Here is a 13,684-nt window from a genome sequence, read left to right on the forward strand (position 1 = left end):
AAGCAGTCTAAGTCGAACAACGTACCACGGTCAAGAAAGAGTTGACTGATGCTCCCGTTATATGAGCTGAATCCGGTCTGGTTGTGAATTTTCGGGCAGGAAAAACTAAAAAGTGTTGTCAGCGGATGGCGCTTTTGTCACACTAAGATCTGTGAATGGCATGGTTCTCTGCCAGACCCGCTCCGATTCCTTAACAACTCTGGTTTACCCGCAATGATGTCTGTCCGAACATTTCTGCTCTCTGTCATCTGTGTTCTTGCTTTTTCCAGTGCGCTGCCTGCACAGGGACTTATCTGGGAACTGCCTCCCGATGGCTCCTGGGTTCGCTTTGAAGGCACTTATGAAAAAGAGATGCCGGGTCCTCAATCGAACGACCTGAATGTCAAACTGCAGTGGACGCGGCACCTGGTAATCAGTTCCGTGGGTTCGGAGATGGCCGAGTTCGCAGGCGAACAGACGGCCTGCCGCTGGCTGGAATTCAAAACCACCACCGGCAAAGCAACCGAGTCCGGCATCGCTCCTGGCGTATCGGGTCCGCGGATCTACAAAGTGCTGGTTCCCGAAAAAGCGATCAATGGCGAGCTTGTCGATCAGAGCAAGATTCCGGTCACGTTCCTGCCGATCGTTAAAGGATACCGCAAAGTCGGAGATCGGGCCGTCGAACCGTTGAAAACCAACGTGCTGCGGTTCTACCCTATGATCACCATGCTGGAACATTACACCCAGTGGGATTCGGTCGGCGAACCGGCGATGGTTGATATTCCGACCGGCGCTGTCACCGCCCAGGCTTACAAAGGGACCTTCAGCAGCGAAAGCACGACGACGCGTTCCAAAAACGAAGGCACGATCTGGCGGACGAAACAGATTCCCTTCGGCGTCGCCAAGTGGACTGTGGATATCACCCGCGATACCAAGGGGGGCACGCAGCCCCGCTCTGAATTCAAGATGACGTCCCGCATCCATGTCGAGATGTCGGCCCACGAAGTCGGACAGAACGCCGAAACCGAGCTGCCCGCCTCGCGCTAAGGGTTATCCAGACCTGTTTATCGGAAAAACGACACTACCGGTATCTTTGTTCCCGCCTGTCGGCAGTTCGTTCCATCCGGGGCTCGAAATCGCTTTCCCTGCGGCTCTGCGGCCTGAGATTCCCGTTCGTTTTGCAAACAGGGGCACCCGAGACTTGACGCTTTCCCCGTGGGTGAAAAGAATCAGGTGTTTACGAACTTTTTCGTTTCCCCGGTGTCGTGTGTGGGGAAAATTGAGATCTGACAGTGTATTCAGATCCACCAACTTTGATGTATTCAGATAAGAAGATCGCTATTATGCCGATGGAGCTCTCCTCAACCGTTCAGAAACTGAAACCATCCGCCACGATTGCCGCTGCTGCGAAGGCCAAGGAACTGAAAAGCACCGGGGTCAAGGTTTATGAGTTCACCCTGGGAGAGCCGGACTTCAACACCCCGGCCCACATTTGTGATGCTGCCAAAGCAGCCATGGACGCCGGCCAGACTCACTACACCCCGGCCGCGGGAACTCTGGAAGTCAAACAGGCGATCTGCGATGCCTACCAGCGGGATTATGGCTTGAGCTTTCAGCCGAGCCAGGTTGTGGTCTCCAACGGTGCCAAACACTCGATTCACAATGTGCTGACTGCCTTGTGTGGTCCCGGCGATGAAGTGATCATCCCCACGCCTTACTGGGTGAGTTACAGCGCACTGGTCGAACTGACGGGCGCGACTCCCGTGATGGTCGAAACCAGTGAAGAGAGTGGTTTCTGCATGAGTGCAGAACAGTTCGCTGCGGCGATCACTCCCAAAACCAAGCTGATGATGCTCAACAACCCCTGCAACCCGACCGGTGCCGCTTACCCGGTCGAGACTCTGGAAGCGCTGGCCAAAGTGGCTGTCGAAAAAGATGTCGCGGTGATGTCTGACGAGATCTACGAAAAACTGATCTACGAAGGATCGGAATTCCGCAGCTTTGCGTCCTTCGGTCCCGAAGTCGCAGCACGGACGATTATCGTCAGTGGTGTAAGTAAAGCTTACGCGATGACCGGCTGGCGTATTGGCTGGGCAATCGCTCCGGTGGAAGTCTCCGCTGCGATGACCAAACTGCAGAGCCAGGAAACATCCAACCCGTGCAGTATCAGCCAGGCGGCGACGATTGCCGCGCTGGTGGGAACCCAGGACAGCGTGGAAGAGATGCTGGCTGCGTTCAAAGAACGTCGCGCTTACGTACTGGAACGGCTGCACAAGTTCCCGGACATCAGCTTCGCTGAACCTGGTGGTGCATTCTATGCGTTCTTCAACGTAAGTGCCCACTTCAACAAGCCGCTGGGCGGAGGCAAGGTCGTGAAAGACTCGACCGAGTTCTGTACGGCGCTGCTGGAAGAAGCCCATGTGGCACTGGTCACCGGCGATGCTTTTGGTGCTCCCGGTTACGTGCGTCTGTCTTTCGCGACCGACATGCAGACCATTGAAGAAGGGCTGAACCGAATCGAGCAGTTCCTCTCGCCGGCTTAAGCGTTTTCAATTGACACATAAAAAAACACCATCCCGAATTGCTTCAGGATGGTGTTTTTGTTTTTAACAGGTGCTGTTGTCAGCACATGCTGTTGATCTTAGTACTGACCCCAACCGAAGGGCAGTTCGCCGACAATGTTGCCTGGCAGAAGCACTCCGTTGGCGTCCCCTGTGGTAGTGTAGGGGTTGCCGTCCATGATGAAGATACCACCAAGGTCTCCCGCGCTGTCGAGACGGAAGGTACTGGCTCCGGTACCGGAGTAGAAGAAGTTACCAGCACCTGGATCAATCAGGTTCGGAATACGGGCAGCCTGACGTTGAGCGTTACGACGACGAGTGGTCGAGGTGAACGGCCCATCGAATGGCACACTGTTTGTATTCAGACGAGATTTGAAGGTATCAGCATTGTCGTAGAAGGCACCAGTATTATTCACATCAGATGAGATAATGGTGTTGTTGTCCCACAACAGGTCCAGACGAGCGAGGGCGTCAGTCTGGAAGGTAGTGATGGCCGTCGGATCGGTCGTCGCCCCCCAGGTACCAGCGGTCGCAGCTGGATCGACAGTTGAAGTGAACGACTGGAAGAAGATGTCGTCACCCAGGTTCCCTGTTAATGTCGAGTTGGTTACCGACATGATCACACCGGAAGTCACGAAGTTACCCGAGCCATCGCTGGCAAACCCACCAGGATTGTTGATATTTCCGCCTCCAGTAAAGGACCGGGTTGTACCGACGCGAACGACCAGACCTGTAGCCCCGAATCCGCTCAATCGACCGTTGTTGATAATCTGGTTATTATCCATGTCCATTCTCAGATAGACATCCTGAAACAGACTTCCGTCTGATGCCAGAGCCGTTGTTGCGGGGTCTGTCTGATTCTGTGTGAGCGAAGCCGTGTAGACCACATACACACCTTCCAGATCGTTTTCATTCACGATGTTGTTGTTAAACGCGATGTCGACAGAAGAAGCAGAGCCACCTAAACCGGGTCGGGCCAGAACATCGAAGCCACGACCGCCGTTGAAGTCGATTACGTTGCCATCAATATTCAGATCATAGGAACCAGACAGTACATTCATGAATTCGATACCGTCTCCACCGTTCATGGTAATATCGTTATTGGTGATGGTCATGTTGTTATAACCAGGCAGATCCATATCGATACCGATGGCTGCGTTCTGGGCAATGTAGTTTCTGGCAATCGTAACGGTACCAGCTCCAGTGATACCCAGACCGTCAACCCCGTTATTGATAATCACGTTACCCAGTGAAGAGTCAACTGAGTCACCGATAACTAGCCCGTTGGAAGCGGCTGCCAGCTGAATACCATCGCCGGTGTTGCCTTCGATATAGTTACGGGTCCAATTACCGCGGATATCGCGGGCATCTCCAGGAGCACCGACTAATTCAGTGGTTCGGATACCATTTGTTCCGTTTGCGGTAATCGTATTGCTATCAATATCGGCATAGATTGTCGCATCAGCTTCGACACGCATATCAATACCATTCAAAGTATTCGCGGTAATCAGGTTGTTGTTGATCGTGTAAGTATCATTTTGTTCTGCCCCTGCAGCGGTCAGGCTGATACCGTCCAGGGTGTTCCCGGTAAAGGTGTTGTACAGAACAGAGAAGTTATTAACCACACCGTTACCGGTTCGAGTGACTTCTAAACCACTGCCCCCGTTATTGGTGAAGGTGTTTCCAAATTCTTCGGTACCTGTACCGACCAGGACGTTATTGATCTCGGCGAAGTCGGCACCATTATTGCCCGTTACGCTGAAGAACAGACCGGAGGCAGCGTTGTTCTGGAATGTCGAACGCTGGATAGTACCGGTATAGGTAGCTGTATCCCGCAGAATAAATCCGACCCCTTGACCGCTGAAGTCAGCACTCAAAGCGGTATCTGTTGCCGTGTTAAAGTCGTGCTGATCAATGTCGACCTGGTTTGTCGTGTTGCCTTCCATGACGAAGCCGATATGGGCATCGCCGTTATCCTGGAAGGTATTGATTTCCGAGTTGTCGACTGAAGCCAGGTTACCAAAGGTCAGCGTTACACCACCGGGTGCAGGAACAGTGGTTGTGCCTGCGACAGTACCGCCGACACCGAATCCAGCCCCGGCACGACCGATGAAGGTGTTACGGGTGATGGTGGCTGTGGTGCGAACATCGCTGGTATCAAACAGGATCCCTGAGGTTCCAGAAGTCGTACGGTTGAAGTTGTTGGAATCGATGCTGCCCAGGGTATTGGTGGCAGTTGTTGCTGCCCCCAGATCACTGCCCCCTAAGAACAGACCCGCTTCGGTATTGTCACTGAAATCGTTCTCGGAAATCAGGGCCGTGGTGAAGGTACCACCGTCGTTATTCGTAATACTCATCCCGTTACCGGTGTTGCCTGAGAAGGTGTTATTACCGATGGACGGTGATCCGTAGCCGGTGAGGTCAATCGAACCACTGTTGAGTGTGATTGCCAGGCCGTCTGCTGTGTTACTGGTCGCGGTATTGTTAATAATACTACCGGTAATTGCACCACCGTTGGCGGTATTCAGACTGATACCATGCTGGCCGTTGCTGTTAAAGATGTTCGGTGACACATTGATGTTACCGATATTCAGGTTGATGGTGGAACCTGCACCGTCAGCCGTCGCCACAAAACCATCGGTGGTGTTGTTGCTGGCGTTGATGTTGGTCATCCCCAGGTTCAGAACCCCGTCCCCGTTCACATCTTCACCCGGATCGAGAGTTCCGTTCTGGTTCAAATCTTCTGAGAGAGCGGAGATCACACCGCCGGCAGTTGCATCGAACGCGATACCGATCCCCGTGTTATTGGTCGCTGTGATGGTATCGAAGCTGCGGAAGGTGATTGTACCGCCGTTCGAGTTGACATGCAGACCGGTATTAGGATTGATATTGTTGTTGAAGGTATTGTTCGAGAAATCAGTATCGATGTTACCACCATTCTCAGTGATGATCATCCCGGTACCATTGCTGTTGGATGTATTCCCGGTAATACCCAGGGTCGTCACACCGTCAGCTGCCGTTCCTACACCGTCGATAGTACTGCCGGCATTGGCAATGATTTCGAAACCGGTTCCCGTGCCTGGAGGTACGACACCCAGGTTGTTGGTTGTCGTGTTATCCTTGAAGGAGAGTTCCAGAGTTCCTGCATTCTGGTTGATGAGAGCTCCATGGAAGGAGTTAGCCCCATCACCCGAGAAGGTGTTGGTAGAAACAATACCGATGCCATCAGCCGTGTTGGTGACATTCACACCACGGTTGTAAAGGACAAACGAGTTGTTGTTGATATTGAACCCGCGTGTGCCTGCGGAGTAAATGCCATCGTTGTAAGGCAGTGCACCACCGGCACGAGTACCGCTGATGTTGAAGCCGGACACTTCCCAGGCTCCGCCCTGTCCGACGACCACAGCACCAGCTGCACCACCGGCTCCGGCAGTGTTGGTCAGAGTCGGACGACTGGCAGCCGGGTTGTAACCAGGCAGGTTCAGTGTGCTGACCGAACCATCGTTGAAGACGTTAATGGTGTGCTGGACTGCTTCACTCAACAACCGCTGACCGGTTACACCTACGCCTTTATCCAGCAGGGTGATCTGCCCATCGAGGTTGAGCTCGTTACCATCCTGTACGAAGATGATGTCTGTATCAGCCGTTGGTGGAGAAGCGTTGTAGGCAGCCACAGAACCGAAGGGGGTTTCATAGGTACCATTTCCGGCGGCACCGTAGTCCGGATCGATGTGCTGTACGATGTAAGGCATATTGTCATCCGGATTGATCGCCATTTCGCTGTTGATGGTCTCTTTGACGTGAGCCACAACGCGGTAGTTACGATTCATAGGCTGGTACATACGCTGCTGGAGAGTCTTGGGACGCATCCACTTGTTCGAACGACCATCGGGGATTGTCAGAATGACATTCATCCAGGCATTGGAACCGAAGACTGAGTCTTTGGCGTAACTGACGCTCATCTGCCACCAGTCATTGATATTGGCTTCCGCCCGGAACTTGGCACCGGAGGCGCTCTTATCGTGGTCTGAGTTGTAGTAGTAACCGCCGACAAAACCGTCGATGCCGTACTTACCGAGAACCGGCAGCGGACCACCGATTTCAGCATCAACACCACCATAAGATGATTCAGACCGACGCGTGCGGTTCAGGAAGATATAGTTCGACTGGAAGTAGCCGCCACCGTTCAGGTTGTTCGAAATGACAACTTCATTATTATTGATCGGGAAGTATCCGTTGACCCGTCCGGTCAGGTATTGACCGATGACTTCACCACTGACACCAATCTGATGGTAATCCTGATAGTGGCCGTCATCGTAGTCGTACCAGCCTGCGAGGGTGAAGATCTTATCGAGATTTTCGCTATAGGCACGCCATCCGGCACCGAGGTTCACACCGCCGGCTCCCTGGTCGGTAACCATGGCCCGGACATCCAGGAACAGCATGCTCTGTTCGGGGCGAATCGTGAAAGGAATCAACATGCCGAGGTTGGAGTAACCGTCGTCGTATCCAATCCCGCCGCCGATGCCTTTGTCGAGGCGGAAGATCGGATGAAATTCATCGACGGGCATCGGCTGGTAACCGGCGCCGGTGTCAACGAATTCATTGACTTCCATCGTGCGGGGATCAGGATAGCGATAAGGAATGTATCCTTGTGGCACATCCTTGTAGCTGACATCCTTCATGGATGAAAAGCCGGGGACATCATTTCGTTGAACCTGGTTCGCAGGAGTGAAATCATGCCGGAATCCTCCGGACGAGACACTCCCCACAATGGCGGAACCTGCTGGCTCTCCAATCGTGGTCCGTCCCTCAGTTTGATCACTACCATTCTCATCAGGTGCTGCTGCTGATACCAAAGCCAGTATATACTGAGAGGCTAATAAGAAGCAGGCCAGGCTGACACGTAATTTGTTCATCGAATGCTCCAACGTCGATGTGTAACTCGTCTCTGACAATTTCAGACGATCAACTCCGTTCCTCTGAGATCTCCCCGATTCTGGAATCAGGAGCTTCTTGCCCCCCTTTCAGAACCCGGTCAATCCGAACGGTCAGGCGAGACCTGATACCGTTCTCCCCCTCGGCCCCGGTCGGATGTCAAACTGTTCCGATTATCCGGGTACAAGCGGTTATTCTGATCTTTCGGAATAATCACGTTGTTAAGTTGAGACGAAATATGCTAATCGTAGGGGTGGTCCGAAATGCGGTGAGATCAACGACCTCGCGGGGAAGTGTCAATTAAGACGTAAGTGATTAAATATATAAAACTTACTGCACGTGATGCGTGTTAATAACAACAGGCATTTCTGGAGACGGCGATTCCAAAATTAATAGAAATAATTTTGGTGATTTACAGGGAAATCCGACGCGAGAATGTAAACACACGCACAGGTCCTGTGAAGAACGCGTCTGAAAGAGAGACAGTTGTGCCAGATTGGGTAAGCACAGTGGTTTGCGTCAAATCACTTGAACCAGATGGTGTCTGCAACCCATTTTCTGTTGACGGGAACCAGTGTGGTGAGAGTGCGACCATTTTTCATTTTGATTTTGGCCTGAATCCCGTCCCCGACTTCTTCGATCGTGACAGAATGGACAAGCTCCTCAGGGGTTGCGCTCACGGCCTGCTCCTGTGCCTCGGCCAGGGACTCTTTGGTAATCCGATCGCGGAGTCGTTCGGTGAAGAAGGGGCGCATTGATTCCACATTGCCTGCCTGAATGTATTTGAGTTGCAGGGCGATGATCTCCCGGGATTTGGTAGTTAACTGCTTAACCAGTTCGGCTTTCTGTGCGGGAGTCAGTGGTTGTTTCCCCGGATTCGCGAGAACGACGCGGGCTGATTTTAACTCATCGATCCATTTTTTCCGATCTGCCTCGCTGAGCGGGAGCTTCCGCGTGACGTAAGCGAGCCGATGGATGTCCCGTTTGCCTCGGATAATTCGATTGATCTCGTGTTGTGCGGGTGTCTTATCGCTGGCTGCCACTTTCCACTCGAAGATGACATCATCTTGACCATCGTCGATCACAGTCCAGGTTTCGACCTCATAAGACTGTTCAATCAGGGTCTTCATGCGCTTCATCATGTCCTCTGCCGAGGTTTCTTTACCCAGCTTAAACAGTCGCTGGGTGGAAAAGAGTTGCTGATACTTCTGAACAGTCTCCTCGGTGGTGACGTATTCGGTCAGGGCACTGGTGCCGTTCATCAGCCGATACCCGACCCGCCAGTCCGGTCCCAGTTCGAACTCCATTGTCTGCAGAGCTTTGGTGTATTCCGCTTCCAGCCCCCGCGTATCGATGACTGCGAACAGGCTGGCATTCCTCAATGTCAGCCACATGAAACCGTAAGTCAGTCGTGTATCTGCTCCCTGCTCCTGTTTTCTGTCCGGAGGTCCCAGCAGTTTCAGCACCTCGACCTCAGGCGTTCCGACATTGAGAACGCCCTGCTTATCGAAAAAGCTCCAGAACTTCAGGAATTGCTGCATGGCATTCTGGTTTTTCAGATCCAGCAACACCGATTTACGCACTTCAATCCAGGCGAGACTGCCTTGTGAATCTTCGAGGTAGCTGACGCTTAACAGGTAGTGCAGCATGCTGTTCTCGGGCTGCAGTTTTACGGCTGCCTGAAATTCAGAGATCGCCTTTTTCCAGTGTTTCTGCTTCAGATAGGTCTGCCCCTGCTGAGCGTGTTTGAGCGCTTCGGCTTTCTGTGCCTGCTCTGTCTCGGCTGAGGGCTGATTCTCCTGGTCTTGCGCCGGAAGTCGGGACTGATTCGTCAAGCAGACAGAGAACAAGACTGTCCACAGGCAAACGATTGAGAGCGGTGAATGCAGATTCATGATGAGCTTTTTCCCTCAGTCTAAGACGCTTTCGGCTGAAAGTGAGCCTGCCGGAACAGGTAGAGAGCTATTTTTGATTCTCGGGAGTCGAAATTAATTGTAACTCCAGTCGCCCCGTGTGCCACATGTAATTGGGACCGAAGCCGGCCCGGGGGCCCCACTGGTTGTCGACCGCCTGCTGCAGGTAGGTGCGTGCTTTCGCTTTACGGCCGTGCAACGATTCATTCAGCCCGATATAGAGATTCGCATAAAACAGGCGTTTTTCGCGTTCCTGGTCGCTGATCTCAGCCGCGTTGATGGCTTTCAGAATCGCGTCCGGAGTTGTTTTGCCTTCAAACAGGCGGTACAGATCGGGAAAAGGTTCGCGGTCATCCTTTTCGTACTTCAATAGTCCTTTTTGAGCCGCCTCGGGGCCCTTCGCCTGGAACTGGGAGAAAAACCGCCAGATCCCGTTCTCGCGATCGACGTTATCAAACGAGTGATAGATTTCGAACTGCCGGGCAGCATCGGCGTACTGTTTAGCGTAATAACAGGCAATCCCCCGTCGCCAGTGAGAGGTTTTGATCGAGGGATCGAGTTCGACCATCTTGTCGTAATCCGCGACGGCCTGTTTGAACTCTCCCAGGAAAAAGTAAGCGTCTCCCCGCCGGGAATAGAGGGCCGTCTCGCGGGGCGCTGCTTTGATGCGTTCCGAGAGTTCCTCAATCTGTTTCTCGAGTTCCTGCTGCAACGCTTTCTTCTGTGCTGTTTTATCTGCGGACGCCGGTTGGGGATCTGCATGGACCGGCTGGGTGAGTCCCGGGAGGCAGAGCATCAGGCTGCAGAGGATCCAAAATCGCATGGAGAATGCTTTCTGTGTCGAACTGGTGACTGTTACTTTATTCAGTGAACCTGCTGATCTCCTATAGTGTCATAGTCTGAGCGCAGGTAAAAGAGCTAAGCAGACTGAAAAGAATAGAAAATTCTCGCCCGGATCGACTTGGCGTACCGAGAAATTTTCGTATAATGCCTCTTAGTGCTACAAGTGACGACGCCTGCACAGCTTAGCGAACTCACTCACAATTTATTGCCTGATAGTGTAACGGTAGCACGAATGACTCTGACTCATTTAGTCTAGGTTCGAATCCTAGTCGGGCAACTTGAAAAGTCCTGAACCAGCAATGGTTTAGGGCTTTTTTTATTGGGATGAGGCAACGAGGCTCAAGCTGGACCTGCAGGCCTCGCCATTGTGCTTTCAACAGCATTCATTTCATACAGAGAGCAGAGCCTCAGCTTCTGATCAAGAGTCTCCCTCTCACCGCTGCTGTGAAATGATGATCAGCTTCCACTGAATCGGCCCCAGATTTTCCGCGTGCTGGTGATGGTTCTGGGGCGGGAAAGGATTGTCTTTGTTGGAGGCGATTTCGTCGCCGCAGGCTTCGCAGCGATAGATGCCGGAGTGGGGGCAGATTTCGCCCGGGTTGTGCAGCGTGTCGAATTCGGGCTGATCTGCGTGTTCGAGATACTCTTTGTACTTATAGAGCGCCATCTGATCTCTCCTTATTTAATAAGTAAGACTGAGATAAAACGCAGCGGGCAACATCGGTTGTGACTCTACTTAAGCTTAACGGCGGAAATCAGACCTGCAAGATCGATTTGACGATAGCGCGTGCTCCAGATGGTTTCAGGGAAACCAGTCCTTGATTGACATTGCTCGATGCATTGTTGAAGATGAGTTGTCCCGCACAGGTTAATTACTCAATTCGAATTCTTTTGGTGAAGAGTCTCTATTATGCTCCGCTCTCTACTTGCGCTCGGTCTGATATTCACGGCTGGTGTGTTACTTTCTCAACAGGTTTCAGCCGCTGACCAGCAGCCGAACATTCTCTGGATTATCGCTGAGGATATGGGCCCGGAACTGGGCTGCTACGGTACGCCCGAAGTCAAAACGCCTACGCTGGACCGTCTGGCCGAACAGGGGATGCAGTTTCAGAATGCGTTTACCGTCACGCCCGTCTGTTCGACGAGCCGTTCGTCTTTCATGACCGGCATGTATGCGATGTCGATTGACGCTCACAATCATCGGTCTCATCGCGACGGCACCAACCCGCTGCCCGAGGGCGTCCGCGTCATCACTGACTGGTTGCGTCCTGCAGGTTACACGACTGCGAATATTCGCAACCTGACGAAAGATCGCAAGCTGGCCAAGTTCTACAAAGGAACCGGTAAGACCGACTGGAACTTCACCTATCCCAAAGGCAAGCAGCCCTTCGATCTTAAAGACTGGGACGAACTCAAACAGCATCAACCCTTTTATGCCCAGATCAACTTTTCGGAAACACACCGGGGTGGTGCCTGGAACTCGGCTCATGAGTATCTCGACTACCAGGTCGATCCGGAGAAGGTTCAGATTCCCCCTTACTATCCCGATCATCCGGTGACCCGGGCGGTTTGGGCACAGTATCTGAATACCGTGATGGCCGTCGATAAGAAGGTCGCGTTTATTCTGGATCTGCTCAAGCGGGATCAGCTGGATAAGAATACGATCGTTGTCTTCATGGCCGACCATGGTCGCGCCATGCCTCGCGGCAAACAGTGGCCTTACGACAGCGGCCTGCATATCCCGTTGATCATTTACTGGCCCGAAGGGAATTCGGATCTGCCGGCTCCCGCCCAGTATCATCGTGGTGAGAAGAGCGATCAGTTGATCTCGTCCATCGACCTGAGTGCGACCACGCTGGCCCTGGCGGGCATTGAGAAACCATCCCGCATGCAGGGACAGGTTTTTCTGGGTAGCCAGACCGAGAAGCCGCGCAGCTACCTGTTTGGCGGACGAGACCGCGGCGATGAGACCGTGTTCCACATCCGTACGGTTCGCGACAAACAGTTCCGCTACCTGAGAAACAAGTATCCCGAACGGCCGTTCCTGCAGATCAATCGTTATAAGGAAACCCAGTACCCAATCATCGGACTGCTGCGGGATCTGCATGCGAAAGGGGAGTTAAGCGGTCCGCCGGCTGTGTTGATGGCGGAGACTCGTCCCCGCGAGGAACTGTATGACATCCGCAACGATCCCTGGGAGATCAACAACCTGGCCGATAATCCCGCTTACGCAGAGACAAAACAGCGACTGTCTGCTGCACTGGATAACTGGATGGAGGAAATCGACGACAAAGGTCGCACTCCTGAAGATCCAGCGATCCCTGAGTTCTGGGACGAACGGGCGATTCGCGTCTATTCCAAAAACCTCAAGGAGCGACCAAAAGACTGGTTCAAGTCGGCTCCCGGACTGGGTCCTTACAAACTCAAAGAGAAAGCAGACAAGTAAGCCAGCCGGAGTTGTCTGGCACAGCGCAATAAAAAAACTCAGGCAGCGAGCTGCAAGCCTGAGTTTTTTTCATTCACACATTTGTGTTATGAGCGATCACAACACAAATTGTGTGCTGATCGGTTACGGATAGGTCAGGTATCCGTTAGATTCGAGGTAGGCGACGACTTCATCAGCCAGCTCGTCGATGCCTTTTCCGTCAGAATCGAGAATCAGTTCTGCTTTTTCCGGTTCTTCGTAAGGAGCGTCGATACCGGTGAAGCCTTTGATTTCTCCAGCCCGTGCCTTCTTGTAGAGGCCTTTTGGATCGCGTTCTTCGCAGGTTTCCAGAGAAGCTTTGACGAAGATCTCGATGAACTCGCCATCACCCAGAATTTCGCGGACCTGATCACGGTCTTCACGGTAGGGAGAAATGAAGGCGGTCATGACGAGGATACCGGCGTCGGTGTACAGCTTGGAAACTTCGCCGATACGACGGATGTTTTCGGTACGGTCTTCAGGAGAAAAGCCCAGGTTCTTGTTCAGACCCATGCGGACGTTATCGCCATCCAGCACGAAGGTGTGTTTGCCTTGTTCGAACAGCTTGTGATCGACGGTGTTGGCGATCGTGCTTTTGCCGGATCCGCTCAAACCGGTGAACCAGAGAACGGCACCCTTGTGTCCGTTCTGCTGACAGCGTTTTTCTTTAGATACGTGGTGTTCGTGCCAAGTCACGTTGGTGGCTTTTTGCTCGGCCATCGAGGAATTTCTCCTTACTCGTTCAAAAATATCTTTGGAAACAGGGTTTATCTGCAGATCTCTGCGGTGAAAACAGTGCAGAAATCGACTATTCTGAGTTGATGTTTGCACGATCCTAGAGAATGTCCCCTGCCGATGGAAGCCCACAGATTGGGAATTTCTACGAACATTCTCGTTCCGGACTACTGGAACTGCTGTTTTTGAGCTGTTAGAGTACGCGCAGGGAATGATTGCCGGCGATCTACTCAGTGGCAGGGTACATCAGT

8 protein-coding genes and 1 tRNA gene are annotated in these 13,684 nt (G+C 52.7%); 4 read left to right on the forward strand and 5 right to left on the reverse strand.

The annotated features are described in order from the left end of the window. Window positions 1-213 precede the first annotated feature (213 nt). Both FYZ48_RS09315 and FYZ48_RS09320 read left to right on the forward strand, forming a co-directional pair. Window positions 214-1,026 (forward strand): hypothetical protein, encoded by an 813-nt coding sequence (locus tag FYZ48_RS09315; protein WP_149339635.1) that lies wholly within the window; start codon window positions 214-216, stop codon window positions 1,024-1,026. Window positions 1,027-1,322: 296 nt separating this feature from the next. Next, entirely contained in the window at window positions 1,323-2,522 is a 1,200-nt protein-coding gene (locus FYZ48_RS09320) for a pyridoxal phosphate-dependent aminotransferase (protein ID WP_149339637.1), read from the forward strand. A 98-nt stretch (window positions 2,523-2,620) separates the two neighbouring features. Here FYZ48_RS09320 and FYZ48_RS09325 read toward each other — a convergent pair whose 3' ends face one another. The 3 genes from FYZ48_RS09325 to FYZ48_RS09335 all read right to left on the reverse strand — a co-directional run bounded on the left by FYZ48_RS09325 (window position 2,621) and on the right by FYZ48_RS09335 (window position 10,214). Further along, entirely contained in the window at window positions 2,621-7,459 is a 4,839-nt protein-coding gene (locus FYZ48_RS09325; RefSeq protein ID WP_149339639.1) for a beta strand repeat-containing protein, read from the reverse strand. 543 nt (window positions 7,460-8,002) lie between these two features. Continuing rightward, window positions 8,003-9,373 carry a tetratricopeptide repeat protein gene (locus tag FYZ48_RS09330; protein WP_149339641.1) on the reverse strand — a complete coding sequence of 457 codons (1,371 nt, stop codon included), beginning with the start codon at window positions 9,371-9,373 and terminating at the stop codon, window positions 8,003-8,005. Window positions 9,374-9,440: 67 nt separating this feature from the next. Then, window positions 9,441-10,214, reverse strand: coding sequence for a tetratricopeptide repeat protein (locus FYZ48_RS09335; protein ID WP_242022521.1), 774 nt, complete (start codon window positions 10,212-10,214; stop codon window positions 9,441-9,443). Window positions 10,215-10,440: 226 nt separating this feature from the next. Between FYZ48_RS09335 and FYZ48_RS09340 the strand changes: the two genes are divergently transcribed. Continuing rightward, window positions 10,441-10,511, forward strand: a tRNA-Gln gene (locus FYZ48_RS09340). A gap of 156 nt (window positions 10,512-10,667) precedes the next feature. Here the strand turns inward: FYZ48_RS09340 and FYZ48_RS09345 are convergent. After that, a complete protein-coding gene (locus FYZ48_RS09345) occupies window positions 10,668-10,901 on the reverse strand; it encodes a hypothetical protein (protein WP_149339643.1) in 234 nt (77 codons plus the stop codon). Between the two features lie 243 nt (window positions 10,902-11,144). Between FYZ48_RS09345 and FYZ48_RS09350 the strand changes: the two genes are divergently transcribed. Beyond that, complete coding sequence (locus tag FYZ48_RS09350; protein ID WP_149339645.1) at window positions 11,145-12,680, forward strand: sulfatase family protein; 1,536 nt, start codon at window positions 11,145-11,147, stop codon at window positions 12,678-12,680. Between the two features lie 123 nt (window positions 12,681-12,803). Here FYZ48_RS09350 and cysC read toward each other — a convergent pair whose 3' ends face one another. Then, window positions 12,804-13,418, reverse strand: coding sequence for an adenylyl-sulfate kinase (cysC, locus tag FYZ48_RS09355; RefSeq protein ID WP_145042914.1), 615 nt, complete (start codon window positions 13,416-13,418; stop codon window positions 12,804-12,806). Window positions 13,419-13,684: the final 266 nt, after the last annotated feature.

The organism is Gimesia chilikensis (assembly GCF_008329715.1).
Lineage (GTDB): Bacteria > Planctomycetota > Planctomycetia > Planctomycetales > Planctomycetaceae > Gimesia > Gimesia chilikensis.

Coding starts and splice junctions, on each gene's coding strand:
- FYZ48_RS09315 (WP_149339635.1), top strand. CDS start 214: ATGATGTCTGTCCGAACATTTCTGCTCTCTGTCATCTGTGTTCTTGCT.
- FYZ48_RS09320 (WP_149339637.1), top strand. CDS start 1,323: ATGCCGATGGAGCTCTCCTCAACCGTTCAGAAACTGAAACCATCCGCC.
- FYZ48_RS09325 (WP_149339639.1), bottom strand. CDS start 7,459: ATGAACAAATTACGTGTCAGCCTGGCCTGCTTCTTATTAGCCTCTCAG.
- FYZ48_RS09330 (WP_149339641.1), bottom strand. CDS start 9,373: ATGAATCTGCATTCACCGCTCTCAATCGTTTGCCTGTGGACAGTCTTG.
- FYZ48_RS09335 (WP_242022521.1), bottom strand. CDS start 10,214: ATGCGATTTTGGATCCTCTGCAGCCTGATGCTCTGCCTCCCGGGACTC.
- FYZ48_RS09345 (WP_149339643.1), bottom strand. CDS start 10,901: ATGGCGCTCTATAAGTACAAAGAGTATCTCGAACACGCAGATCAGCCC.
- FYZ48_RS09350 (WP_149339645.1), top strand. CDS start 11,145: ATGCTCCGCTCTCTACTTGCGCTCGGTCTGATATTCACGGCTGGTGTG.
- cysC (WP_145042914.1), bottom strand. CDS start 13,418: ATGGCCGAGCAAAAAGCCACCAACGTGACTTGGCACGAACACCACGTA.